Annotated in this window: 17 protein-coding genes and 1 pseudogene; 7 read left to right on the top strand and 11 right to left on the bottom strand. The window is 58.7% G+C overall.

The features are described 5' to 3' along the window. Positions 1-199: 199 nt before the first annotated feature. A complete protein-coding gene (locus AADV58_RS09830; RefSeq protein ID WP_341743047.1) occupies positions 200-1,231 on the bottom strand; it encodes a DNA-binding protein in 1,032 nt (343 codons plus the stop codon). 165 nt (positions 1,232-1,396) lie between these two features. Between AADV58_RS09830 and AADV58_RS09835 the strand changes: the two genes are divergently transcribed. From AADV58_RS09835 to AADV58_RS09845, 3 genes are all read left to right on the top strand, one after another. Then, positions 1,397-2,575, top strand: coding sequence for a tyrosine-type recombinase/integrase (locus AADV58_RS09835; RefSeq protein WP_341743048.1), 1,179 nt, complete (start codon positions 1,397-1,399; stop codon positions 2,573-2,575). Positions 2,576-2,816: 241 nt separating this feature from the next. Then, a complete protein-coding gene (locus AADV58_RS09840) occupies positions 2,817-4,946 on the top strand; it encodes an SEC-C metal-binding domain-containing protein (protein WP_341743049.1) in 2,130 nt (709 codons plus the stop codon). Between the two features lie 372 nt (positions 4,947-5,318). Next, the gene (locus AADV58_RS09845; RefSeq protein WP_341743050.1) at positions 5,319-9,590 is read left to right on the top strand and encodes a hypothetical protein; all 4,272 of its coding nucleotides are present in this window, start codon (positions 5,319-5,321) and stop codon (positions 9,588-9,590) included. Between the two features lie 471 nt (positions 9,591-10,061). Here the strand turns inward: AADV58_RS09845 and AADV58_RS09850 are convergent, their stop codons facing one another. The 3 genes from AADV58_RS09850 to AADV58_RS09860 all read right to left on the bottom strand — a co-directional run bounded on the left by AADV58_RS09850 (position 10,062) and on the right by AADV58_RS09860 (position 17,406). Further along, positions 10,062-11,504, bottom strand: a complete 1,443-nt coding sequence (locus AADV58_RS09850) for a hypothetical protein (protein WP_341743051.1) — start codon at positions 11,502-11,504, stop codon at positions 10,062-10,064. Further along, positions 11,504-15,988 (bottom strand): ATP-binding protein, encoded by a 4,485-nt coding sequence (locus AADV58_RS09855; RefSeq protein ID WP_341743052.1) that lies wholly within the window; start codon positions 15,986-15,988, stop codon positions 11,504-11,506. The genes AADV58_RS09850 and AADV58_RS09855 overlap by 1 nt, the downstream gene beginning before the upstream one ends. Positions 15,989-16,215: 227 nt before the next feature. Next, entirely contained in the window at positions 16,216-17,406 is a 1,191-nt protein-coding gene (locus AADV58_RS09860; RefSeq protein ID WP_341743053.1) for a hypothetical protein, read from the bottom strand. Positions 17,407-17,767: 361 nt separating this feature from the next. Between AADV58_RS09860 and AADV58_RS09865 the strand changes: the two genes are divergently transcribed. Both AADV58_RS09865 and AADV58_RS09870 read left to right on the top strand, forming a co-directional pair. After that, positions 17,768-18,355, top strand: coding sequence for a glutathione peroxidase (locus tag AADV58_RS09865; RefSeq protein WP_027458821.1), 588 nt, complete (start codon positions 17,768-17,770; stop codon positions 18,353-18,355). Positions 18,356-18,443: 88 nt separating this feature from the next. Then, positions 18,444-19,550 carry an NADH:flavin oxidoreductase/NADH oxidase gene (locus tag AADV58_RS09870; RefSeq protein ID WP_027458820.1) on the top strand — a complete coding sequence of 369 codons (1,107 nt, stop codon included), beginning with the start codon at positions 18,444-18,446 and terminating at the stop codon, positions 19,548-19,550. Here the strand turns inward: AADV58_RS09870 and AADV58_RS09875 are convergent. The 6 genes from AADV58_RS09875 to AADV58_RS18660 form a co-directional block, all read right to left on the bottom strand. Further along, positions 19,547-20,434: a LysR family transcriptional regulator gene (locus AADV58_RS09875; RefSeq protein ID WP_341743054.1), complete on the bottom strand. Its 888-nt coding sequence runs from the start codon at positions 20,432-20,434 to the stop codon at positions 19,547-19,549. The genes AADV58_RS09870 and AADV58_RS09875 overlap by 4 nt on opposite strands. Further along, positions 20,431-21,438 carry a phosphonate dehydrogenase gene (locus tag AADV58_RS09880; RefSeq protein ID WP_027458818.1) on the bottom strand — a complete coding sequence of 336 codons (1,008 nt, stop codon included), beginning with the start codon at positions 21,436-21,438 and terminating at the stop codon, positions 20,431-20,433. The genes AADV58_RS09875 and AADV58_RS09880 overlap by 4 nt, the downstream gene beginning before the upstream one ends. 21 nt (positions 21,439-21,459) lie before the next feature. After that, positions 21,460-22,200, bottom strand: coding sequence for a phosphonate ABC transporter, permease protein PhnE (gene phnE, locus AADV58_RS09885; protein ID WP_232422840.1), 741 nt, complete (start codon positions 22,198-22,200; stop codon positions 21,460-21,462). Positions 22,201-22,288: 88 nt separating this feature from the next. After that, positions 22,289-23,149 (bottom strand): phosphate/phosphite/phosphonate ABC transporter substrate-binding protein, encoded by an 861-nt coding sequence (phnD, locus tag AADV58_RS09890; RefSeq protein ID WP_027458816.1) that lies wholly within the window; start codon positions 23,147-23,149, stop codon positions 22,289-22,291. Beyond that, positions 23,146-23,952: a phosphonate ABC transporter ATP-binding protein gene (gene phnC, locus AADV58_RS09895; RefSeq protein ID WP_341743055.1), complete on the bottom strand. Its 807-nt coding sequence runs from the start codon at positions 23,950-23,952 to the stop codon at positions 23,146-23,148. The genes phnD and phnC overlap by 4 nt, the downstream gene beginning before the upstream one ends. Positions 23,953-24,186: 234 nt before the next feature. Beyond that, positions 24,187-24,612 (bottom strand): MerR family DNA-binding protein, encoded by a 426-nt coding sequence (locus AADV58_RS18660; RefSeq protein WP_424243806.1) that lies wholly within the window; start codon positions 24,610-24,612, stop codon positions 24,187-24,189. Positions 24,613-24,641: 29 nt separating this feature from the next. Between AADV58_RS18660 and AADV58_RS09905 the strand changes: the two genes are divergently transcribed. Together AADV58_RS09905 and AADV58_RS18665 are read left to right on the top strand one after the other, a co-directional pair. Continuing rightward, on the top strand, positions 24,642-25,304 hold the full coding sequence (locus AADV58_RS09905; RefSeq protein WP_341743056.1) for an SOS response-associated peptidase: 663 nt from the start codon (positions 24,642-24,644) through the stop codon (positions 25,302-25,304). A gap of 233 nt (positions 25,305-25,537) precedes the next feature. Further along, positions 25,538-25,936 carry a thermonuclease family protein gene (locus tag AADV58_RS18665; RefSeq protein ID WP_424243848.1) on the top strand — a complete coding sequence of 133 codons (399 nt, stop codon included), beginning with the start codon at positions 25,538-25,540 and terminating at the stop codon, positions 25,934-25,936. Positions 25,937-26,190: 254 nt separating this feature from the next. Here the strand turns inward: AADV58_RS18665 and AADV58_RS09910 are convergent. Continuing rightward, a pseudogene (locus tag AADV58_RS09910) lies at positions 26,191-26,619 on the bottom strand (ADP-ribosylglycohydrolase family protein); the annotation flags it as partial. Positions 26,620-26,701: the final 82 nt, after the last annotated feature.

The raw sequence follows: 26,701 nt of genomic DNA on the forward strand, positions 1-26,701 counted from the left end.
TTTAACATAATACAAATTATACGAAGCAGAGGAAATGGTGTTTTCCGCCTGCCGCCTTCTCCTGTAGTCTGCCGAAGTAAATTTCACACATTTCCGGAACTAATTGTTCCACATTGACTTTGTGTCGCTATGTGCAAAATTTAGTTCTGGGAATACCACGTGCGGGTTCGTTTTACTCTTGGCATGCGCGAGCCAAGCATTACTGCGCGCCTTTTCGTTTTCTGTTCGGCTTGGCCTCTGATTGTTGCTTCAGTCCGCTCTCGAGCCTAGCGACGTTTTCTAGGGAAGCCGCTAATTCGTGTTCTAGCAAATTTTTTCTAGCATCACTCTCTGCAACGGTTGTGCGCAAAAGTTTCAGCTCGTCGGTTTGCTGTTGCCTTAGCGCCCGTAGTTCCTGGAGCACACCTTCTGCTACACCCAGTTTTTGGCGGGTGTCTGCGAGGTTTGCCTGAAGTTGCGCTACTTCGATACGGTGGCGCTCTTCGGTATTCTGTTGATGTTGGCGAAATTGAGCCAAATCTTTTTGCAATTTTGCGGCGGTAGTGCGTTCCCGATCTATTTCCAGTAAAGCTCGCTTTTCGGAGGCTTCATATCGCTCTTCGGAACGTTTCAATGCTTGGCGGTGTTTTTCTATTTCGGCCGCGAAATCGTGCCGAGCCTCGCTCAATGCAGTTTGGAGAGTGGCTTGCTGGTACCCGGCTGCTTCCAATTGGGATGCCAGAACTGCTTTGCTAGCGCGTTCTGCGGCCAAGTCGCGCTCTAGCTGCTGTATTCGCTCCGTGGCATCCTTGGTTGTTTGCCGAGCCCGATCTCGCTCTACCAAAGCGGCGGCACGTTCTCTCTCGGCAAAATCTTGAACTGTTTGTGCCTCCACTACCGCTGCTTGGGCTTCGGACCTGAATGTTTCCAGCCCCTCCTGGGCGGCCGACTGGGCTTGAGTCCACAGGGCGGCGACTAGCTCCCCTGCCGCCGACTTGAGTGTGTCTGGCAGATCGGGATGCTCGATCCGCACCCGGCTCTTTTCGCGCAGATCCTCCCAGAATTTCGCCAAGGCTTCCGCCGGTGCTGACATGCTGCCCTTCCTGACGTATTGGTACAGCTTGTTGGCCGTGGGCGTGATGCCGTAACGGAAGAAGAGAATTGTGCACACCTCGCGATATAGGTCCTGGGTCTCGGAAACCTGGGCGCGGAGGGCTTCGATGTCAGCGTGTATTTGGGCTTCGTTTGGCATCGCGCAGGTTCGGTGAGGTGGAATTATTAAAATAATACAACGTAAAACATTATATATATAACTAAACCGGTACAACATTTGACATTACGACTATAATGTCGAATTATTGCAAACTGATGGCCTTGAGGAAATACTGAGACCTATATCCACGATTTCAGGCCAAAAATGACTGATACCGCGCTCGCGCCAATCCCTGTTGAGCAGATCCTGTTGCCCGCCGACCTCGACGGCAGCCAAGGGCGCAATCGTGCCGTTGGTCGTGTCGCTCAGATTGCAGCCACCAATGATCTGCAGGCCATTCACGCCTGGTTGGCGCGTTTCATCGAAACCAAGACAACGTTCGACAACTATCGAAAAGAAGCCGAACGACTCTTGCTGTGGTCGACGCTGCAACTGGGCAAACCCCTCTCCTCCCTGACCCATGAGGATTTCCTGGTCTACCAGCAGTTCCTGCTGGATCCCCAACCCCGGGAAAAATGGGTAGCCGGTGGTGGACGTAAGCATCCCCGGGATGATCCACGCTGGCGGCCATTCTATGGGCCGCTCTCGACGGCCAGTCAGCGCCAGGCGATGATCATCTTGAATGTGATGTTTTCCTGGTTGGTCGATGCCGGCTATCTGGCTGGCAATCCCTTATCTTTATCCCGGCACCGGGCGCGACGTGCCAAACCACGGATCACCCGCTATCTTGATCCTGACCTTTGGCAGGAACTGAAAGTCTTCATTGATAGCATGCCCAGAGAAACCGATCGCCAGCGAGCACACTATTTTCGCGTCCGGTGGCTATTCACCCTCCTCTACTTGGGCGGCCTTCGGATTTCTGAAGTCGCTGAAAACACCATGGGCAGTTTCTTTTGCCGGCGTGACCGTGAGGGCGATGAGCGCTGGTGGCTGGAGGTTCTGGGTAAAGGCGACAAGGAACGTCTGGTGCCAGCGACCACCGAACTGATGGTGGAATTAGCCCGTTATCGGCGTGAGATAGGCATGGCGCCCTACCCTAGCCCCAACGAGGAAACGCCTCTACTGTTGCCGATCGGGAAATCGCGTGAGGCATTGACTCGAGCGGCACTGCATTCGATCGTGAAAAAGGTTTTCGAGGGTGCCGCGGAGCGCTTGCGGCAGCGCGGTGATGCGTATGTGGTTCGAGCGGACTTACTGGAGCGTGCTTCGGCGCACTGGCTGCGCCATACCGCCGGTTCGCATATGGCCGATCAACAGATCGACTTGCGCCTGGTTAGGGATAATCTTGGCCATGAGTCATTGAGTACGACGAGCCAATACCTTCATGTTGATGATGACCGTCGCCACAAAGAAACCGAAGAAAAGCATCGCATACGATGGTAAAGGCGATAGCTGAATCTCGGCCATCCGATGACTTTGTATTCCGCCAATCCTGACTACTACTTCCGCGTCGATGCCCATTATGGCTTGCGCTACATGCGCGAAGACAACCAGTTCCGTTTGGCAATACTGGCAGGACGGAAAGCCCCAATCGCAGCATCGCGCCTTGGTTAGGCTAACCGGCAAGTTGACGAAAGCAAAACACTTAGGGGGGATCACCATGCGCAGAGGCCCGCATCGAACAATGAGATCGGAATCCGATGTTTTCGCCGAACTGGCGGTGCTTTCCACAAGTCCAGGATACGTCCATGCTCTTGCTTACATTTGCCACCAAGACAACTTCATCACGTACGAGAAAGAGATGAAGGTGGCGGATATGCAAAAGCTGTTCACGCACAGTCGATTGATCCGCACCGAAATCACCACACTTATTGGTCTCGTGGTGCAGAAAGAGATCGACTGGCAACTTCCAGAGCCTGCGACCATGCAGGAATACATCGATCGAACCTATCGCCTAATGGATGAATTTCACGCAGCAATAGGGGCATCTCTTTTTCACAGTATAAAGACAATTGGTGACCCATCCACCCCACAGGGCTCGATTTTGCGGGAGCCCATTTTCTATGGCGGCGAGTCGGCTTATTCATTTCAGTACCGCGATTTCTCCGTAGAAAAATACGGCCACGATGAGGTGTGGTTGAGCAGCAAAAAAGGGTTCTCTATCCAGGCTGCCGCCGGAGTCGTTCGTGCCATAGGCGAAATACAGAACACAAAAGTTTTGGCAACCCATAGGGCAATGCTCAAGGCTCCTCCCGCCGACTGGACGATACTTCCTGGTTTTTGTCTATCTGCTGAAGAAGTCGAGTGCATCAGCGGCGTTTCGTTGAAGGAAGTAAAGGCAGTACTAGACGCCTTCACGCTTCAAGACCGGAATACGCACTTTAGCGATGCCAGCGCTTTCAACTCTGTTGCTGCGTCTCCCCTGATCCCTCTCCCAGACGGCCGCGTGTTGCTGCTTCAGTATTACAGCATCGTAGAAGCTTTGTATGAGTCGCCTTTTTACTGGATGGCGGCCGATGATGCCTACAAAGCAACAGCTTTTAAACATCGCGGCGAGTTCACAGAATCGTTTGTTGTTAACCGGTTGACCAAGGTTTTTGGAGCAGAAAACGTTCTGCGCAATGTCGATCTATTTCAAGGAAAAAATAAAGCCGGCGAGATTGATGTTCTGGTTACTTTTGGGGATCGACTGATTGTCGTTCAAGCCAAATCGAAGCGACTCACCTTGGAAGCCAGAAAGGGGAATGATGGTCAGATCAAAGCCGACTTCCAAAAGGCAATCACGGACTCCTATGAACAGGGGCTACTGTGTGCTCGGCACCTCTTGGCCGGTGACTGCGTGTTACGCAGTCCTCAGAATAGCGAGATCAAACTCCCCTGGAAACCCAAAGAGGTTTTTATTTTAAATGTCGTCTCAGACCACTATCCCGCCCTTAGCTTTCAAGCTAGGCAATTCTTGAAACAAGAAGTATCCGAAGGCATCAGGCCTCCTTTCATCATGGACATATTCCTCCTTGATGCGATGACCGAGATGCTGGAAACCCCTCTGCGACTTCTCGGATACATCAATCAGCGTGTACTGCATGCCGACAAATTGCTTATACAGCATGAACTGATTGCCTTATCGTTTCATCTCAAAGAGAACCTGTGGCTCTCCGATGAGCATGACATGGTTCTCCTTGACGACGACATTAGCGCCGACTTGGACCTGGCGATGACCATTCGTCGGGAAGGAATTCCTGGCAACAGAACACCTGACGGGATTCTCACTCGCTTTGCTGGGACAGCATTTGAGCGCCTCATTAGACAGATTGAACAGAGAGGTGATCCCGCTACCATTGAACTCGGATTCCTCTTGCTCACGATTGGCGAGGACACGTGTCGCCATATCGATAACGGAATTCAAGAAGTCATACGACAAGCCAAATTTGATGGAGCGGTCCATGACTTCACTGTTTCCCTAGGAGAGGCACAAGAGGGAATTTGCATCCATTGCAATCCAGGGGAAACAGACGCGGCAGCGAAAAAACTCGCAGCGCATTGCCATCTACGGAAATACACACTAAAAGCGCGGAAATGGTTTGGACTCTGTCTTGATACCGATGAAAGCATCCGAACGGGAGTCGTTCTAGATTACCCATGGCATCAGTCAGACGAAATGGACGCTCAAACTGCAGGCATGCAGCGCAGGCCAGGAATAACCCTAAGTGGATCATCCGCTATGAGAGGAAAGGCAAAAATTGGCCGTAATGATCTCTGTCCGTGTGGTAGTGGCATGAAGTACAAGAAGTGCCATCTGGGAAAGGCAGACTGAGAAACGGTAGTTATGAAGCATGCGAATCGAGTCGGGGTGGATGGCCAACTGGCATTCAATGGCGGCCCATGTTTAGGCCAATGAACACCTTATCCGATAAAGTGTTCGACTAATCACGCTCCCAGCCGTGGCTGGAGCAGATAGCACACACCGGAGGCTGAGTTGCCGATGCGCATGGATTTCACTGAAATTCGAGAACACCGGGGCACCCAGATGGGTGGCTTCGAAGAGCTCTGCTGCCAGCTAGCTGCCTTGGAGGATCCGGCGGAGGGCTCACGGTTCGTTCGGAAAGGACCGGGAGCGGACCAGGGGCTGGAGTGCTACCGCGCGTACGCAGACGGGTACGAGGTTGGCTGGCAGGCCAAGTACTTCATGAATGGGTTCGAATCGCCCCAGGTCGCGGATCTGGCCGAATCCCTGCAGCGTGCGATGGCAGCCCATCCGCAACTTATGACGTTTATCGTTTGCCTGCCCATCGACCTTCGAGACAACCGCTCGGGTAGGAAGCTGAGTGAGGTACAGCTGTACGAAAAGTGGCGAGATAAGAGCATCGCGGCCGCTGTGGCGCAGGGCCGCTCGTTGAAGCTCGAACTTTGGAGCGCGTCAAGCATCCAGGAACGGCTCGGCCGCGACACTCCAGCCTATTCGGGGCGGGCCCGCTACTGGTTCGACACCGTCAGCTTCAGCTCAGCCTGGTTTCGCGAGAAGTTCGAGATCCAGCGCCGCAATCTCGGCGAGCGTTACAGCCCCGAGAGCCATGTCGACTTGCCTATCCGGCAAGCCCTGGAAGCACTCGCGCGGGACCCGGAACTGCTGAACGAGCCAAACGCCTGGGCTGCAGAAATCACGTACCGACTCGACGGGGCGACCCGCAGCTTGGCGCGGGAAGGCTTGACGTCCGCCGCTGATCAGATGAAGCAAGCTTGCGAGCCGCTAATCGATGCCCTCGCGGGTTCACCGGCTGCGCTGGATGCTTATATCCCCTTGGACACTTGGATCCCGCTGTTAGAGGCTGGCGCACAGAGTGTCTCAAGTGCGCTAGCCGAACTTCAAGACAAAGTCGCCGACAAGGACCGTGCTATTGCTCGCCGGGACCTGTTCGATCTGTATTCATCGGTAGACCACGTTCGCCGCGAGCTAGCAAGCACGCGTTGGCGGCTGGCGAACAAGCGGGAACTGCTTATCTCTGGACAGGCTGGCATCGGCAAGTCGCATCTGCTGGCCGACTTCGGAGTAAAGCAGCTCGAACTGACACGCCCCTTCGTCCTGGTCCTGACTGGAACCCTGACCGAGGCCGACCCGTGGGAGCAAATTCGAGCGCAGCTGGACCTGACACAGGTCAGCACCAACGAGTTTCTCGGAGCTTTGGATGCTGCTGCTGAGGCCGCGGGCTACCGAGCGGTGCTTGCAGTTGATGCCCTGAACGAGAGGCATGGGGTTGACCTGTGGGAAACGCGCCTGCAAGGCTTCGTTGCGCACATACAGCGATTTCCGCGCTTGGCCTTGGTCCTGACTGTGCGCGACACGTACCTGCACTACCTCCCGCTGGATGGCATTGAGCACTTGGTTCACCACGGGTTCGCGGGCCGTGCTGGGGCTGCAGCCAAAGCATACCTGGACCGGCGCGGCATTGCGCGGCCCAGCTCGCCAAATCTGGCCCACGAGTTTGAGAACCCCCTGTTCCTGCGGACGTGCTGTAGATACCTGGAGCAGAAGAACCTCAAACAACTGCCCAAGGGTCTGCAAGGAATCACAGCCATTTTCAATTTCTACCTGTCGGCGGTCGCGGAGAAGGTGGAAACGGAGCTGCGCCTTGTTCCCCAGCAGAAGATTGCGCGTAAGGCGCTCGACGGCTTCCTTGATGCTTCCACTGCTGACGGGGACGGTGGCAGTTTGCCACTCGAGACAACGATTGAGCTATTCGAACGCTACCTCAATTCAGGGGGCAGAGTGGAACGTAGCCTTCTGTCGGCGTTCCTCTCCGAAGGCGTGCTTACGCAGGAAATCGAGCGCCACCAAGGCAGAACTGTCGAAACCATCAGGTTTACGTTCGAGCGGCTGTCGGACCACCTGCGAGCCGGACGCCTCATCGCGCAAATCGACCCCGCCGACCTTCAGGGCTCGATCCAACAGCAGCCGCTGATTACCTACTTTGGCCCCCAAGCATCTTGGCGCTTTGCTGGGGTCATCGAGGCGCTTGCGGTCCAGTTTCCCGAGCAGTTCGGGTACGAACTGCTCGATGTGCTGTCCGCAGATGCAATCAAGGATGCATCGTTAGCTGACGCGTTTGTGAGCTCGCTTGCCTGGCGTGCTCCCGAAGCGTTCACGCAGCGGACGGTCGATTGGGTGTACACGCTCTGTAAGTTGACCGGTCAGTCTTCGTATGCGTTGCTGCTGCTGGTTTGCACCGAGCCGGAAAATCAGTTCAATGCCGAATGGCTGCACCTTGACCTCTGGCAGCGTCCTCTGCCTCAAAGGGACGCCGTGTGGTCTATCTTCTTGGCGGAAGACGACTTGAGTGAGGGTGGTACCGTGGAGTCCCTCATCGACTGGGCTTGGCAGGTGGAAGCCGGCGAAGTGGAAGAACAGCGTCTATGGCTGGCGGCCGTCGCGCTGACTTGGTTCCTGTCTGCCAGCAACCGCGCTGTGCGGGATCGGGCTACGAAAGCCCTGGTAAATTTGCTGTCCTCCAACCTTAATGTGGCAGCTGCCCTGCTCGACAAGTTCGTCGACGTCGACGACCCGTATATATCTGAGCGTCTGCTCGCTGCATGTTACGGAGCAGTGATGCAGGGAGTAGACCGTGCCGGATCCGGGGCCGTAGCGTCAGCAGTTTGGGCGAACCACTTCGCCAGGGATCGCACCCCTCCACTTCACCTACCCGCACGCGATTATGCTATTGGTATTCTCCTGTATTCTCAAGCTGCTGGGCACTTGCCCTCGGAGGTGGACATTGAAACCGGAAAGGCCAAGTTCACATCGCCTTGGCCTTTGGAGTCGATAACCGATGACGACCTCAAGGAGTTCCGCAAGAAGGGGTACGGCGACTCCATTTTCTCTTCGACTGAAGAACATGGAGATTTTGGCAATTACACCTTAGGCACTTGGCTGAACGATATCATGAGCCTGCCGCGGGCATTCGCGGGGCTTACCACGCAGCAGCTCTACGAGCGCTGGGAAGCCGACTTCGAGCGTAAGGCTACGGCAGCGCAACTTCAGGCCTACACAAACCTGCTTCGCGCAAGCCTGAACTACCGCCAACGACCCGAGCGTGGTTGGTTCAGCGAGAAGGACAGGGAGGAGTCAGAGAGACTATGGGAAGAGCTGGCGCAGGCAAACATGGCTCTGAAGGACCAACTCCCCCCCGGGATACTCGCTGAGTACAGCGGTTTCGCCGAACAGCACCTGCTTGAAGCGACTAGGATGAACGACGACGACAGGCGCCCACCCGAGTTTGACCACGCGACCGTGAGGCGCTGGATATGTGCTCGTGCGCACTCGATAGGGTGGACTGAGGAGCTCTTCGAGAAGTTTGACGAGGGTCCCCGCATCTCTCGCGAGCGTATGGGCAATCATCGGGTCGAGCGGATAGGAAAGAAGTACCAGTACATAGCGCTTGCGGAGGTCACGGCTCGGCTGACCGACAACCTTGCTGTGTCCTCCTACCACGACGATGGCAAGCTGCGGGCTTTCAAGTACGGCCCCAGTGGCCGCGCCATGAAGAAGGATATTGACCCGTCACTCCTTGTACGCAACACCCAAGAGTCTGGCTGGTCTTCGACTCCAGTCACCTGGTGGACGCCTTCCTCCCCGCGACTGCCGTCCGGCGATACGGACTTGCTCCTTGCCTGGGTTGCGGTAGAGAGTGACCTGTGCAACGGTCCCGAAGAGATTGAAGTGGTCAGCCCTGACGGCCACCGGTGGCTTGTAGTGCACAGTTTTCGCCACTGGAAGGTTCCGGGTCAGAGCAGGCGTAACCACGCAGATGCCTGGTCCCACATCAGGTGCTTGGTCACCCGCCAGGGTGCCGGCCCTGCATTGGCCAAGGAACTGCTGAGCGAGCAACGTGGTGACTCGTCGAGACTGTCGGATGAAGGGCATCTGGAAACCTTCTTGGGGGAGCACGGCTGGCGCGGCGAAAAGACAATTAAGCTATCGAGGAACACTTACATAGGTATTGCCACGCCCTACGCCGGCATCGTCGAGTCCCTTACCGCTGAGGGCAACACCAAGGATAATTCGGTCGAGGAGTCGTTCACGCTCCACCTTCCGTCTGTAGCCGCCATGAAGCTTCTTGATCTTCGCCTTCGCAGCGGAAAGAAGCCGGAATACCTTGACGCTGAAGGTATTCTTCGATGGCAAGACCCCTCCCTTCACACGCGTGGGGCCGGAGCAGGAGTGGTCTCTCGTGACTATTTCCTGGAACACCTCACCCAAGCCGGACTCGAGCCGGTGTGGGTTCTAGCCGGCGAGAAGAACGTGTATGGAGGTCAGAGCTTGGGAGGCAGCAATGGGTTTGGCGGCCGCCTCCATCACACCACCGTGTTCACCGTTGATGGCGGAAGCTTGGCGCCGTTTGGTCAGAGGACTGAAATGCTTCAGCCCAGTAAGGAACAGTTGAAAGCGCTCCATGAGAACCGATAAAACATAGCGGTCATGGCTGGTCGCTACACTCTACAGTGTCTCTAGGATAGACTGGCGAATGGCAACAATGGGGCAGACGGCCGCAGTGACGACTCCTGACCAGAGACGGTCTGCAGCGTTCTTCCGCACGGTGGCTGCTGCAAACCCTAACCGGTCGGCTAGAGAACGGAATCAGCCTAGATGTACGAGCAGCCGCTTTTGAAATTCTCTTTGGCGAGTAGTTGCTTTGGAGCTGGTGAGTGGAAGGAGCGCTCAAGGAAGGGAAAGTTCGCTCTCACACCAGTAAGCTACCACCCAATTCCTAACCAGAACACCAACGGCAGCTTTGCGGCAGTGCAACCAGAGCGTCAATTTCGGCCAGAAGCAGCCGTCCGCGACCGGCTGCTCCGGCGTAGCAGATCTGTTCGAGCTTTTGGCCGGGGCGCCGTGGCTCACACCCGCCGTGCCCCGGAACGCAGAAGCGGCGGCGGGCTAAACGAAAAAGACGCCGCTCTTTAGCGTCTCGCCGAACTCGTCGTACGTGTTGCTCCGGTGAAGCAGGCGCACTTGCCAGAGATAAAACGATCGAACCACGTGTCCTTCGGCGGCCGGGATCTCGCGGTACTTCGTTCCGCGAGAGACCAAGGCCGCACCGCAGGCTCCGCTCAGCGGTCCCGGATGCACCGGACCCCAGCCCGCGTTCCAGTGAGCGTAGTCCGCCACCACTTGTTCATCCACGAGGACCTCGAGCGTGGAGCCCACCTGGCGCACCTCGGTTTGAGCAGCCCCCACTAGCATCGGCACGAATAGTCGAGATGGATAGAGGCTCAATTGCAGGTATCCCATGCGACCAAAGTCCATCCGTCCGGCCAAAGGCAACGACGCAGACCGATCGTCCAGCAACTGATCGATAGGCACCGCTCCCAACCAAGTCTTCTTGTCGAGCGGCGTCGTGGACACGCTTGGCAGCATCGGCATGTCGCGCCAGAAAGAATCGAGATGTGAAGCCAGATCCTGGTCTGCCACTTCGCTGTCGCCGGCCTGCAGCCAGTGCACCAGCGACACCTCCACGCAGCGTCCCATCGTTATCTCGACGGGAGTGCTGAGCGCGATCAGCTCATCGCCGGGTCGCTCGGCCGCGACGCGGTGGACGACTCCTCGCAGGATTCCCTCGATCGAGTTCGCGTCCCCGCTGAAGTCCCCTCGCACAGGCACCCATGCCGGACGTGAAGGCCTCAGCGCGGCCAGCGTTGGATGAATAGGCAACGCCTTAAGCGCGAAATGGCGCACGACACCAGACGGCAGCCCCCACAACCGTTCCGCTACAACCAAGGTGCGCAAGTATGCAGAGATCGCACGAAGGGCGGCGCGGGCAGAGTACGGGCCCACGAAACCTTTGCCCAGCGGTCGCGCAAAGTGCCAGGTGTCGCCCTGCAGGGGAGCCTCGGGATAGGTCGTCCGGTTTTGAGCCCACTCGAACGCCATCTGGCGAATCAGTGGGAGTTTGGTCCGAAGCTCCAGTTTCGTCAGCGTGGTCCGGAAGATCCTGGCCACGTCTCCCCCCTGCACACCATCGAAATCACCGGAGATCTTGAAGTCCTTTGGCGCCGCTTTGAGGTCGGCATCGAGCGCCTGCGCTTCGAAGCCAAGGTTTTCGAGGAACAGGTTGGACAGTAGCGACGTTTTCGGTATGCGGTTCGGCAAATCCGGACTGGGGACGTAGCCGTACTCAGCCGCAGCCATCCAAAAGATGCAGAGCGCCTCGACGACTTCCGCCTCAAGCTTGCGCGAGTGCAGCAGTACCAGGAGCGCGGCCTCGGTCTCTGCCGTCGTCCCAAGGGCGCCCAGTCGTTTTGCCAACTCCTGCATTGTCCACCATCGGGCGGCCGGTGTCGGCCATCCGAGACGAGCGATGAGAATTCGAAGGTCGTCCATCAAGCCCCCGGCACGTCCGCTGCAGCCAGCTCGATTCCCCAGCGCGGGACAGTCAGCGGGAGGGTTCGGGTGTCTTCGAGCACGCAGTCGACCATGACCTGCGCGAACACGACCGCCGCATCGATGCGCCCCTGCTTCGCGTAGAAGTACACCATGGCTTCGCCCGGCGCGAATCGCGGCCGCTCCGGCTCACCGAACATGGCATAGGCCGTTTCGGTCACGAAGTCGTCGCACCGTGTCGGGTAGTACTGGGCCACAAGGTCCAGCCGCGCGAGCGTCTTCTCTTCGCGCTCCATGTAGCCAATCCACCCGCCTCTGTTGATCTGCGCGCTGACGAGGTACTTCCAGGCCGACTTTAGGCCACTCAGCTTGCGTCGGGTGTGGAAGGCGTGGCCGGATAGGTGAAGCAGGTCCCGGCCTCGACCTCGGTCGGACAAGAGCGAAGCATCGAGCGCGTCAAGGAGCCGCTTCCCCTGGCCCTGCCCCTCCCAGTACCGATACCAAGCCAGAAGCACCGCTTCGTCGTCGTAACCACCACCAGAGAGACGATCGAGCAAGGCCTTCAGCTGCTCGGGCTCGAAGGCCGAGACGTCACCATCGAAGGGCTTTCCATCCGTACTGGAGCCTGCGTGTTCCTCGCGATCCAGAACGCCGATGTCCCACCCTCCGTGAGCGTTGAGTACCAGCAGTCGCTCGCCGGCCCCCGCGACGCCCTCATTGGCAAGCCGCTGCAGCACATCGCCAACATCCGGGTGCAGGCCCGTTCGCATCAGCGCATCAAGTGGCCAGCCGGCCTTCACGCCCTGCTCGACGTATGCACTTAGGCTGTTCTCGGCCTGAGACCACTGTCCGGCGTCGACATGCTCCTCGTACTTAACCACCAATGCGGCGGGAGCCAGCTTGGCCAGCAGCGCGTCCGCCTCGGTCAGAGCATGCCGGGTGCCGCTGCCGTCCGTGTAGTCCAGTACCGAGTGAACTTGAGAGGCCAACTGCGCCAACAGTCGTCGTGCATCCTTCGGCGCGGGTTCGACTAGGAAGCCGATCGCGTCAAGGGTGTTGTTCAGGGTCGGGTCCTTGCGATGCGAGAAACCCGTTGCCAGCTCCCAGGTCTGCCGGCAGAGTTCGCGCGCTGGCACCACCAATGTATGGGCGACCGCGATCCCGCACAGTTGCAGCGGCGTCTGCAGATGCACACTGGTCTCCTCGCGGACCTCCACATCGAACAGCGTGCGTTGGGATCGCACGAAAGCCGCTGCGGCCTCATCGGACATCTTCGTCAAGAGTCCAGCGGCGTACTGCTCACGGAAGGACGTGGCGTCGAACCATTTGAAGGCCCCCGCGGTGACCAGCGTCGCTTCCGTCAGATCGACCTCCACGGTATGGCCCAACAGGATGCTGCCGAGTCGAACGTCGCAGGCCACACGATGCAGCGCAGCCCGGAAGTCATCGGCCGCTGATTGCCAGGCGTGGCTCTGTCGGAAATGCCTGAACTCCATTGGGTCTAATATTTCAAAGACCTCGTGAAAGTCTACGAACTCTCCCCGCCACCAGTGATGGGCCACCTGGGCAGCGACGCCGGAGAGCGCGTTCAGGAAGTCTGTGACGTTCTCTCGGTCGGCATAGAGCGGCGCGCGTGCAAAGCTGAACTCGGTCTGCCCTTCCGCGGCCATGCACAGGCTCAAATGCACTGTGCTGAAGAACCAGTGGTGCACCAACCTCGCAAGGGCCAGCTTGCGCTCGCGGTAGTCGAGTCCCAGCCAGTCGACCGGGATCGAAGCGTTTAAGGTCGTCACAGCCCGCCTGTGGGCCGTCTCCACGGCTGCAACAAAGGGCGTTCTGGCGAGTGCGTTGAAGTCGGGGCGCTCGACGATGCTTGCATTAACCTGAGCCGCGGCCCGGAGGCACGCATCGCTGACCACGCGCTTGCGCCGGCCGGTGCCCATCGAAGTCGCGAGCGCCATCAGTTCGTCCAGTTGCCCCTCCGCGGCCATTAGCCGTATGCTCGGCAGCCACCCCTCTGGGTGAGTCTGTGTCACGAGCCGCTTGAGTCCCTCCGGTGTGGTCCCTATCGCGCCCAGGCGCGCAAACGCACCCGCCAGGAACTTGAAAGCATCCAAGCCGTTGCCCGTGGCGTACTCGCTTGAGAACCGACTCGCACCCCGGAAGCGTCGCAGCGCCTCCTCGCCGCATGCCTTGGCCATGACATTATCGCCGCGCGCCCGCAACGCGAGACCCAGCGCCGCCACGAGCTTGATATCCGTCTCGTGCCTGGAAGCAACAGCCTCGCGGATCACCCCATCGTCTGGCGCCAGCATCCAGGTGTAAGAGACCAACCGGGCCATGTCCTCGTCCTGCATCTGATACTGGCTGCCCTCAACCATGCGGGCCTTCAGGTGCTGGAGGCGATAGGCCTGCGCGAACTCAGCCCGGTCCAGCGCCGCGGACACGGCGTCGGTGATCAAGGTGTCGAACAGCGACTGCGGATATCCCTCTTCCAGGCGCAGCAGGATCCAGTCCCGTGTCAGGCCGGCGATCAGCTGGCTTGGATCGCCGAGCTGTGCCTGGACCGTCCAGAGCCAGTTTACCCGCAAAGCGTTTGGTGCCAACGTCTCCAGCCAGCGCGCGACCTCCGGCCTCAGCGCGGCAATGCGATCGACGTAGCCATCGGTCGAGCGCACGTACACGGCCAGGCTCTCGTGGAAGACCTTCAGCCCGGCAGCCGACGAATGCAGCAAATGCTCGACCTTTTCGATCTCGGGCGCCGCCAGCCTCATCTCGGCCGCGACCTCATCGAACGCGGTCCGCGGCCAGAAGAATGGGAAAGCGCACACCAGTCGCAGCACATCCTTCAAGCTAGGCGAAAGACGCTCCCACAGCGATCCGTAGTAGAACTTCGCGTCTTGGCTCAGATCGCCGGCAAGTTGCTCGACGTCCCATCGCGTGACCTTGCCACCTGCAAGCACCAGCGCGGAGGTCGCATAGATGACGTGCAGCGGGTGACCGTTGGTCCTGGCGCGCAGCGCTGCCGCGGCACTCTGCAACTCCTGGTCAGCGATAGCTTGGCGCGCAGCAGAAACCCCTGGGGCTTCGACCGCCTCCGGCTCTGCATGAACATCCGGCTCATCGGGCTCAAAGCCCGTGCTCAGCCGACCGGTCTGCACCGCCTGACGCAAGTACGAAAGGACGGCATCGCCGGACATGGCGGGAAGCGTCTTCCAGTTCGCCTTCGGCGCCGCAACCAACAGATCTGCCGGTAGTTGAGCGTCGTCCACCGGCTGCGTGCCTACGATGAGCACCATGTTCTCAGGACATGGCACCACCTGCGCAAAGAGGTCCTCCAGCGGTTGTTTGTCCTCGGCGTTGATGCGCCAGACGTGGTCGAGACCATCCAAGATCAGAACAAAGGGCTTGTCGAGCGTCTTGTAGTGCACCGCAGTGGCTTCCAAAAGCGCGCGCAGACCACCGGGCGGACGGGGGACGCCGGGATGAAATCGCTCGATTTGCGATCGGATCGACTCCTCGACGACGTAGCTGTGCACGCGGTCCCGGCCGCGCTCAGTTGTGGACAGGAAGTAGTGGTGGCGGACCGTCGGAATGTCTCTGTCGGCGAGTGTGTCGCACAGCGCGCTGAGGTAGGTGCTCTTGCCGCGACCAGGCGGACCGGTCAGAACGATCGCGTTGCCGGCTGAACGCAGCGCGTCTTCGACGAAAGCGTCGTGGAAGTCAGCATCGGGCACCTCATAGCCCTTGGGGACCGCAAAGTCTTCCGGCAGCGGTGCCGGCGGCGTCGCCTGGAGGATCGCGCGAAGGTCTGGCAACGTGATCCAGCCGAATGGCGGCGGAGAGTTCTTCTGAGTCGCCCAGTTCAAGGCGACGTTCTTGAGGACGGCGATGCCCTCCGGCGTGCCATGCGCGCGCAGCCGCGCATTGATCTCGTGCTCGAGGGTCTCGTAGCCCTTGTCGCTGTGCGTGATCTGCAGTCGGCCGAGAAACTCCTCACAGTCCTTCTCACCGCCGAGTTCGGCGATGAGCATCGCGCGCCTCGGTTCAGGAACCTTGGAAAAGTCAATCTTTCCCCCGGCCAGGCAGGCTTCAATCTCGGCATCCGGTCGCCGGTTTGTCAGGAGAGAGAGTTCGCCGGTGCGTGCCGGGTCCAGCAACCTGTACGCATCAAACCACTTCTTGAACATCGACCGGGACCGTTCCGTCTTGCCGGACTTCTCAAGCAGCCAATCCCAGGACAGCGGGTGTGCATTTGGGTTTGGAGTGAACTTGACCTGCTTGAGGTCATACAGCCCGTCCGTGCGTTCGACCACGATGTCGTCCAGACCCTTCGGTGCATCCGCCTCAACGTCACACTCGAACTTGACCTTTGCGTAGCGACTCGGTGAATCCAGCCAGTCGCACAACACCCGCAGCCCTTGCCAGTTCTGATAGATGTAGCCAGCGGCGGTGATCGCCGTGTTCTTGATGTTCTCAGTCATAGTTCGCAGTCCCTTACCCCGCGAGAACTTCCCGCCCAGTCGCTTCTGAGTTGGAAGCGGTCGTTGCCAGGCGAAGCCTCGAACGCCCGCTTCGGCCGAACGACGGAAGTTGGGTGTTCTTCCCTGCCCTACTTCGTTTTGACATTATCGCCCGAATAACCCAATGATCTGGGCGAACAGCAATGGAAGTATTGTGAGGCGCCCACTACGTAACCCAAAGGCGTAGGTCAGTGCGATGCACCTAATCGAGTGAGAACTTCGGCCAGGAGCATTTTTCGTTGCACCATGTTCTCGATCGCTTTCTGGTTTAGCGCAAGCCATTTGTCTAAAGTTAGACAAAGGCCAGAAGGATACGACTCATAGCTCTTGGGCAAAGAAGATCTGGCTTCTATTTGACTATCCGTTGCTTCAGCCATCCCCTTAATGTCTTCTACGTCTATGTCTGGATCATATGCGAATGATCGTTTGATTAAGTTCATTGAACTTTCTGCATCGATGCGGATTGTCTCGCTCAACATAGCCTCAAACCGACCGTCAGCAAATCTCCTATGTGCTTCCCTATCGATCATTTCGAGCCGAGCAATCATGGCGACGAGCGAGGGATCTCCAGCTTGCCCGAGATGTTGCTTATGACTTAAACCAATTGCAAGGAACTGGATCAACTCAAAGAAACTTTCCGGAAGTTCATTGAGAAATTCGGGAAAGTCCTTCTTGAGTGCCTGGCACTCTCCGAAAACACCATAAAAGTGCTCGGCTAGAAGTGAAGCCTGATATTCCCGTATCGGGTTGGATGCACGGTCGCCATCGAGTGCGCTCATTTCACCCAGATTCGGCGGCGTAAGTACTGATATAAATATGTCATTTGTAATATCGTCGAAGGCGCCGATTTCTTCGAATGTTTTCGGCGTGACTTTCATCGGATTTCGGCCGACAAAGTCCTTCGACTTCGCAGCCGCGTATACAGCGGCCACCAGTGCGGAGCAAAAAGTAGCATGACCTCCCGTCGCACCAGCCGAGAAGGCAGGAAGAATTGATGCAATAGCACGCTGCACAGAGTAAGGTCGCCCTAGAAACATTAGCGCTGCATCACTGGCTGCTTTTGCGACTTCCGGATCTCTGTAACGCATTACGCGGACATTTCCCGAGTCGTAGGCAAAGCAGGTTTGGATGCTGATGTTCGAGACTCCATCCCCTACCGCTTCAATAAAAGTCGGTATTCCAGTGCACATCATTACGTGGCTATAGTTCCCGCCAGTTGCGTTCCGTATTGCCAAAGATTGAGCTCTATCGGCTGGACTCCTGGCAAAAATATTGCGGGTTAGCAGGACGTCCCCAGGACGTATTCTTGCGAGCTTGGCCAGCCAGACTCTTTCTGGTGTGGCAACCTTGGATTCATCACCGTTCGGACGAGTATGCATGCGAGTGCGCGACCATTTTTTTAGACATTATCCCCCTAGCGCTCAATCTTCGACGGTGAAATGCACCGAGCCGTATTCAGGGCACCAGTCAAATCTAAGCAAAGTGAGGCGAATGAGCGCCGCCCTATAGCCTCTGGTAACGCCCAATCCCTTTTATTGAAGGATCTGTCTAAGGCGTCCTATTAAAGAGGACGGCTTGCCAAGGCCCTACCCAAAAAATTGCAATAGAATAGAAAGTAGTGAAGTCGGAATTTCTGAAACACAGGCCTTGTAGGGAATGAATTTCCGCAAGTTCGACAAAATGGTCCATGCCTGGTCCTGGCCAGGGGCACTGGGCATACGCAATTACGGGAGCCGGCCCATGTATTTCAATCGTTTCCACAGCATTGCCGCGGTAGTGTTGTCCAGTACGCTGGCGTTCTCTAACGCAGCCAGCGCCGCCGGCCGCACTTCCTGCCCGCCGCTGCTGCAACATACCTTTCCGCGATTGCAAGACGATCAACCGCAGTCGCTTTGCCAGTACACCGGCAAAGTGTTGTTAGTCGTAAATACGGCAAGCTATTGCGGTTTCACGGGCCAATACGCCGGTCTGGAAGCGCTGTATGCACGCCACAAGGACCAGGGTCTGGTGGTGCTCGGTTTTCCTTCCAACGACTTCAAGCAGGAAACCGGCAGCAACCAGCAAATCGGGGCTTTTTGCCAAAATACCTTTGGCGTGAAATTCCCGATGTTTGCCAAGAGCTCGGTCAAGGGGGCGCAGGCGTCGCCCTTTTACCGACAACTGGCCGCTGCCACCGGCAAAGAGCCGGGCTGGAACTTCTATAAGTACCTGATCGGGCGCGACGGCAAGGTGGCGAGCGCTTATTCGAGCATGACCGGCCCAGCAAACAAGGGCTTGCAGCAGGAGATCGACCGACTGCTGGCGCAGCCGGCACCCGCAGGGCAGTGATGGCCGCCCGCCTCGCTCACGGCGGGTAGCAATGTTGGGTATCATGATCTGACCGTCCAGGACTGGACATGAAGAAGACTGCCAACCCATGAGTACCCTTTTCGCTCCCATCGAACTTGGAACGCTGACACTGCCCAACCGTATCGTGATAGCGCCGATGTGCCAGTATTCGGCACAGGACGGCAATGCCACATCCTGGCACCTGATGCACCTGGGCCAGCTGGCGCTTTCCGGCGCCGGCATGCTGATCATCGAGGCTACCGCCGTTGAGGCAGAGGGCCGCATTTCGGCGCAAGATCTCGGCCTGTGGTCAGATGAGAACGAGCAGGCGCTGGCGTCCACGCTGGCGCAAGTGCGCCGGCATTCGGCCATGCCGATTGCAGTGCAGCTGGCGCATGCCGGCCGCAAGGCATCCACTGTTCCACCCTGGCTGGGCGGGCAGCTGCGCCCGTCTGGCGAAGGCGGCTGGCGCACGTGGGCGCCCTCGGCCTTGCCTTTCACTCCCGGCAATGAAGCGCCGCAGGCGCTGGATGCGGCTGGCCTTGTGCGCATTCGCCAGGCCTTTGCTGCGGCCGCGGCGCGCGCGGCCCGTATCGGCATCGATGCCATCGAAGTCCATGGCGCGCATGGATACCTGCTGCACCAGTTCCTTTCGCCGCTTTCTAACCGGCGTGACGATGCCTATGGCGGGTCGCTGGAAAATCGCATGCGTTTTCCCTTGGAAGTATTCGAGGCGGTGCGTGCAGCCTTTCCGGCCGGCCGGCCGGTCGGCATCCGCGTCTCGGCAACCGACTGGGTCGAAGATGGCTGGGATATCGAGCAAACTTTGGCATTTGCCGCCGCTCTGAAAGTGCGCGGCTGCGATTTTCTGGACGTGTCCACCGGCGGGCTGTCGCCACAGCAAAAAATTTCCCTAAGCCCGGGTTACCAGGTGCCGTTCGCGGAAAGATTGAAGCGGGACGTCGGCATGCCGACCATTGCCGTCGGCCTGATTACCGAAGCACGGCATGCCGAGTCCATCGTCGCCAGCGGCCAGGCCGACATGGTGGCGCTGGCGCGCGGCATCCTGTACGACCCGCGCTGGCCTTGGCATGCGGCCGCCGAACTGGGCGCGCAAGTGGATGCGCCGCCGCAGTACTGGCGTTGTCAGCCGCGCGAGCTCAAGGCGCTGTTTCGCGACGCCCGGATCAGCTAGGGTGCGGGCGCCAGCGGCGCGGTTTCACCCTGCAGCAAAAATTCGCAAAAATGACGCGCCGGCGCGTCCGGCAAGAGGTCCTCGCGGCTGATCACGTACAGGTCCTTGTGCAGTGCGCCGCCTTCGAGGGGAATTGCCCGCAGACTGCCATCGCGGTTTTCATCGGTCACGGCGGCCGCCATCACGAGCGAGATGCCGAGTCCGGCCCGCACCGCATGCTTGACCGCTTCGGTGCTGCCAAGTTGCATGGCGATCCCGATGTTGCGCGCATCGTCGCCGAAATAGGACTGCAGCAGCCGCCCTGTGCCGCTGCCGGCTTCGCCGCCCAGTAGCGCCTGCCCGCACAGCCAGTTGCGTGGAATGCTGGTGCACCCGGCCCAGGGATGGTCGGGCGGCACGATGACCTGCAATTCCTCGCGATGCCAGACGGTGGCGGTAAAGCCGGGGCGTGGATCCCACCATTCCATGATGGCGACGTCGATCTCGAAATTCTGCAGTTGCTCGGCGATGCGGTTGTTGCTGCCAATAGCTATCTGGAGCTTGTGCGCAACGCGGTCGCGGTAGGCGCGCAGACGCGGCTGCAGCAAGTAGATGCCGGTATTGGAACTGGCGCCGATGCTGAGGACTGTCTTGTCGAACAAGGCTTGCGCGCGGGCGCCGGCGCGTACCAGATGTTTAGCGTAGGGCAGGAATGAAGTGCCTTCCGGCGTCAGTGTGCAGCCGGCATTGCTGCGCTGGATCAGCGCCACCTTGAGCGATTGCTCGAGCCGCTTGATATGTTGCGTGACGGCCGGTTGCGACTGGCCAGTCTGCCTGGCCGCCTCGCGGAATCCCCCCTGATTTGCGACCGCAAGGAATGTGGCGACGCACTCCAGGTTGATCATGTCGCCGTCTTCCTGCCGGGACGGTTGATGGCGCCGGCAGGCGCCTCGCCATTGAGCGCCTGGATAATGTTGCAGGCGGCCTGACGTTCGATCTCCAGGCGCACTTCGGCAACGGCCGAACCGAGGTGCGGCGTGAAAAAAGTTTGTGCAGGATTGTCCAGCAAGGCTTGCGGAATGGCGCGCGGCCGGTCTGGCCGTGCCCATTCTTCCAGCTCGAACACGTCGGCGGCATAGCCGGCAAGGCGGCCGCTGGCGAGCGCTGCAACGACTGCGGCTTCATCGACCACCGAGCCGCGGCAGGCATTCACCAGGTAGCTTCCCGGACGCATCCTGGCGAGCGTGTCAGCATTGATCAGGTGCAGGGTCTCCGGCGTCATCGGCAGCATCGGCACGATGAAATCGCTGGCGGCCAGCAATTCATCGAGTTCGACTTGGCGCGCATTCCATTGCGCAGACTGTTCGGTCGGCAGGGCAACGTGGTCGCAATACAGAATCTGCATGTCGAAGCCAGCCAGCCGCTGTGCGATGGCGCGGCCGACCGCACCCATGCCGATGATGCCGATCGTACGCCCGGTGAGCCCCGTGCCGTACAGCTGCGGGAGCCACCCCTGAAAGCCGCTGCTGCGGATCTGGCGGTCACCTTCCAGCATGCGGCGTGTTAACCCGAGCAGCAGGCCGATGGTCAGTTCCGCGGTCGGGATGGTCAGCAGGTCGGGCACGATGGAAAACCAGATGCCGCGGCGGGTGCAGGCGGCGACGTCGAAGTTGTCATAACCCTTGAGCGCCGCGCCGACGATTTTCAGTTGCGGGCAGGCTTGCAGGAAGGCGTCGTCGATACTGTCGGGCATGAAGACCATGATGGCTTGCGCATCGCGCGCGCGCGCCAGCACTTCTTCGCGCGGCAGGGTGTCGCGCGAAGTATTGGGAATGACTTCGGCAACGCCTTGCAGCAGTTCGATGATTTCCGGATGCACCCAGTGGGTGAGCACGACTTTGGGTTTCATGTAACGATTTCCGTAAATGATTTACTTGAAGGTGCGGCGCAGGAAGGCGCTCAGGGCGTCGACCAGGCTCACCATGACGAGGATGACGATCAGGATTGCCGAGACATCCGTGTATTGCATGATGCGCAGCGATCCCATCAGTTCGAAGCCGATGCCGCCGGCGCCGACCATGCCCATGACCGTCGAGGCGCGGAAGTTGTATTCCCAGCGGTAGATCGCTGTATCGGCCATCTGCGGCAAGACTTGCGGCAGGATGCCGTGGAAGATCACCTGCAGCGGGCTGCAACCGGCGGCGCGCGCGGCTTCCACCGGCGCGCGGTCGGCATGTTCGATGGCTTCGGCAAAGAACTTGCCGACCATGCCCACCGAATGCAGGCCAAGCGCCAGCACGCCCGGCAGCGCGCCGAAGCCGACTGCAGCGACGAACACGATGCCCATGATGAGTTCAGGGATCGAGCGCAAGCCGTTCAGCAGGCCCCGGGCGCATTGGTAGACCAGCGGATGCGGCGTGGTATTGCGCGCTGCCAGCACCGCCAGTGGCAGCGACAGCAGCACCGCAACCGCCGTGCCGGCCACGCTCATGGCCAGGGTGTCGAGCAGTGGCTTGACCCAGGAGCCGGCCTGGCTGAAGTTCGGCGGAAACATCTCGCCGACCAGTGACGCCAGGCTGGGGATCCCTTCGCCCAGGCGTTCGGCGTCGAACAGGCCAACGTAATACCAGCAAGCGATGACGATTGCCAGCACGGTGGCCAGGGAGACCATCGAGCGGTTCCAGGCGCGCTGCCGGCGGTCCAGCAGCAGTGCGAATTGAGCGTGCATGAAGACTCCTGATTGCTTGTGCGATGTGTGCCTAGAACTTGGACAGATCCAGCTTGAGCAGCGTGCCGAGATTGCGCACGACATCGTATTCCTTGTCGCTGATCGGGCCGAAGCCGTCGGCTTTGAATGGCTTCAGCACGGCCGGGTCATTCAGGCCCAGGAAAGCGGCGCGGATCTTTTCCTTCAGCGCGGCATTCAGGTTGGAGCGCATGGTCCACGGGTACTGCGGAAAGGGCTTGGATTCGACCAGCACCTTGACCTTGTTGGCGTCGATGATGCCGCGCTGGACCAGCGATTCGAAAATCGGCTTGGACAGGCCGCCCGCCTGCGCGTGGCCATTCTGCACGGCGATGGCGACGGCGTCATGGGCGCCGACGAAGTGTTCCTGGTAATTCTCGCCGGCTTTCAAGCCATTTTCCGCCAGCATCGATTTCGGGATCAGGTGGCTGGAGGTCGAGGCCTTGTCGCCATAAGCAACGTTCTTTTTTGCGATGTCGGCAATGCCGTTGATGCCGGCGCCGGTATTGATGACCAGGACCGACTGGTAAGTGGTGCTGCCTTTTTGCTTGATCGCGGCGAAGGCTTCGATTTCGCTCTTCTGCCGGGCCAGCACATAGGACAGCGGGCCGAAGTAAGCCAGATCCAGGCGGCCATGGCGCATCGCCTCGATCATCGAGGAGTAATCGGTGGTGACGATCAGTTCAATCTTCTTGCCCAGCGTTTTTTCCAGATACTCTTCCAGCGGCTTGTTGTTCTTGATGACGGTCGAGGCATTTTCATCCGGCAGCAGGGCCACTTTCAGGGTGTCCGGATCCGGATTGGGCGCAGCATGCGCGACGGCGCCCAGAAGGGCAAGCGAGGCCAGGCTAATGGCGGCAAACAGTTTCTTCATAATGCTTCCTTTGCGGTTGCGATGGGAAAGGGAGAACGGACGGTGGCAGCGACGTCTGCCGGCGGCGTGCCCGCCGCCTTGTGCTCGTACAGGGCGGCGGCTTGCGCCGGTGTCAGGGCATCCGGTGTGGCGTCGAACACGAGACGTCCGTGTGCCAGGCCAACGATGCGGTCAGCATACTTGCGGGCAAGTTCGACCTGGTGCAGGCTGATGACCGCCGAGATGCCGTCTTCCTTGCAGATACGGTGCAGCAGCGACAGGACTTTGTCGGCGCTGACGGGATCGAGGCTGGCCACCGGTTCGTCGGCAAGAATCAGGCGTGGTCGCTGCGCCAGGGCGCGGGCGATGCCGACGCGTTGCTGCTGGCCGCCGCTTAACTGGTCCACCCGCGTCAGCGCCTTGTCCAGCAAGCCGACACGCTCCAGGCATTGCAACGCAAATTCCTGTTCGGCGCGCGGCAACGGAAACAGGCTGCGCAGGGTCGAGTGGTAACCGAGACGTCCCATGAGCACGTTTTGCAGGGCCGGGAGGCGGCCGATCAGTTGATGCTGCTGGAAAATCATGCCTGTCTGACGGCGGTGCATCTGCAGCGTCTTGCGGTCCTGGAGGGGGCCGTGTCCGTCGACGCGGACCTCGCCGGCATGCGGGGTGTGCATCAGGTTCAGGCAGCGCAGGAGGGTTGATTTGCCGGCACCGGAGGCGCCCAGCAAAACGGTAAACTGGCCCTGGCAGAAGTCCAGGGTGGTTGGATGCAGGGCAACAAGATTGCCGAATTGCACCGATACTTTGTGCAGATGAATCATGGCGAGTCCTTCGTTGGTTTCGCAATCAAACTGCGATGACGATTACAAAATCGAATTGCCAGGCCATGGTAGGGGGGCTGTGTTACCTGCGCGTGACGAACCGATGAAGAATCTGTGACATCGCCACCGGCGGCACCATTTTTATTGGGGTAAGCGGATTAAATGGTTGATCTTACCTTTGCATGAGAGTGAGACAGACCGGCATCTCATCGGATTATCTGGTTGATGCTTCACCTACTGCTGGTGCATGTTTCCTTCGCTAATTCCAGCAAGAACCCCACACGCCTCAACTTCCCGGTCATCGTTGCAACTCGCTCTCAGTGAAACGAGTTGTTTCTCAAGCGCTTGCAGAGCGGTTATCTGCGACCGCACATGAGAGATGTGATCATCGAGCAAGGCGTTGACGGCGGTACAAGGCTGATGAGGGTCGTCCTGATAGCTCTGTAGTTCGTGAATCTCAGCCAGTGACAGGCCCAGGATTCTGCAGCGACGGATGAAGGCCAGCCAAGCACGAGAAACACGAGAAGCATGAGAAGACCGAAGGCAAGCCAGAGGTGAAGCCGGAAGCCAAGCCGGCACCTCAAGCCCCGGTTGCCAAGTGAGTCTTGCTGTCTGGTAATACCGTAATCTCGTAGTCCCGCAGAACCCCTCGGCGTCCAAAACCGAGGGGTTTTGTTATTCTGCCGGGCATGTGTGCCCACTATGATCCGCAGACCGATCCTGCCCAGCTGAAAGCCTATTTCGGCGTTCACGACCTGCCACTCGGCCTGAAACCCAGCCTGTGGCCCGGGTATCACGGCCCTTTCCTGCGCAAACATGAGTTTGCCGATGTCGGCGACGAAGCGGTTCCGTTCCGGGAATTACTGGTCGGCTCGTTCGGTCTGATTCCTCACTGGGCAAAAGATACGACGATTGCCCGCAACACCTACAACGCACGCTCGGAAACGGTGCATGAGAAACCGTCGTACCGGGATGCCTGGCGTCTGGCTCGGCACTGCATCATTCCGGCCGAAGCGTTCTATGAACCCGACTGGCGCACTGGCCGTGCAGTGCCAACCCGGATTTCCCGCGCCGATGGCAAACCGATGGGGATTGCCGGGCTGTGGTCGATCTGGAAGAACCCGGGTGGCGAAACGACCTACAGCTACACGATGCTGACGATCAATGCAGACCAGCATCCACTCATGCGCCAGTTTCATAAACCTGACGATGAAAAGCGGTCCATCGTGATCCTGCATGAGCAGGACTACGATGGCTGGCTCCAGGCATCAGTGTCAGATAGCCGACGTTTCCTCTACGCCTATCCGGCTGACAACCTCGTCGCCGAAAACCCGCAGCAGCCCCTGCTTTGATAAAGATCGTTTATCCCCGAAATCTGTGGATAAGCTTGTGGGTTCGAGCTTAGGACGAGTCCTAACTGATTGACGGGAATATGCTTTCGATAAGCCGCACAATAATTAGGCAATTTGCCCTCGCTCTGTTGATGACTGGCATCCAGGCCGCGCATGCGGAAGGCCGATTTCATAGACCGTTTGAAGTCACTGGCAGCGTGCTGATGAACCCTGATGGGGATACCCTCAAACTCATGACTGACGAACGAGGTCTAATCAACATTCGTCTATCCGGTGCCGACACGCCGGAAACGGGTCAGGCGTATTGGAGATCGGCGAGGAATTACCTTCGATCCCTCGTTGCGGGTCAGAAAACCACGGCTTGGTGCTACAAGGAGGATCGCTTCTATCGGCAGGTGTGCCATGTACGGGTCGGAAATCGGGATGTCGGACAGGCAATGATTGAAGCGGGGTATGCCTGGTACGCATTTCAGTTTTCCCCAGAGCTTACGCGAGAGCAGCGCCTGGGTTATCCAGAAGCTGAACGACAGGCGAAAGCTGGACGGATTGGGATTTGGCAGGAGCCGAATCCGATGGCACCTTGGGAGTGTCGCAGGCTGAAAAGAACGGGAAAGGGACAGCTTTGTCGTTAGATGGTGGCGGGAGTTCGGCCTTTGCTGCCATTGCCAGATCACTCGATATCGGTCAGCAGTCAGGCAGTAAGCTGCCGTTGGCGCCTACATCACGGTGACCGGCTGCTTTCTACTCCGGCGAATACGTGCTCCCGACCCTTTGCCGCCGCCCAATCCTTCAACAGTTCAACGGCAGGTATATGTTCCGAGCGGTCGCCCAGTACAGCCTCTCATGGACTGCAGCTCGGCCAAAGCCTGTTATGACGACAGGACAGCTAATTGGTCACCACTGCTCCATTTGTTTGCTCGTACAAATGGTCGGCTAGTTCTGCAATTAGATTGCTCCGCGCAAGCCTGTCCCGCCATTTCGAGGGAATCTCGGACCCCCCGTAATAGGCCCCTGCCAATTGCCCACAAATGGCGGCTGTCGTGTCGGCATCGTGCCCTAGATTCACAGCAGCCAGTACCGCCCCCGTAAATGATGAAGTTCTGAAGAAACACCACAATGCAGCTTCTAGGCTTTCTACAACATATCCAGACCCTTTGATTTGTGACACATCCTTGTCTTGATAGCTTCCAGCTGCAATAGCGGCAATGGCTCCTGATTGGAACGTGTTGAGTCCATGTCCGAGGAGGATGCCTTCTTTCGTTGCTCCTGAAAGAGCGGAATGCAGCATTGCCCCTAACAGGCTGCTTGGGCGGTGTCCCGCGGAGTGGTGTAAGAGCGGAAGGTGTTGAGTTTGCCGTGGTGGCCCTGCAGGGCCACCACGGCGGGCGCAATCAGGA

The organism is Azonexus hydrophilus (assembly GCF_038368255.1).
In the GTDB taxonomy this organism is placed as follows: Bacteria; Pseudomonadota; Gammaproteobacteria; order Burkholderiales; family Rhodocyclaceae; genus Azonexus; species Azonexus hydrophilus.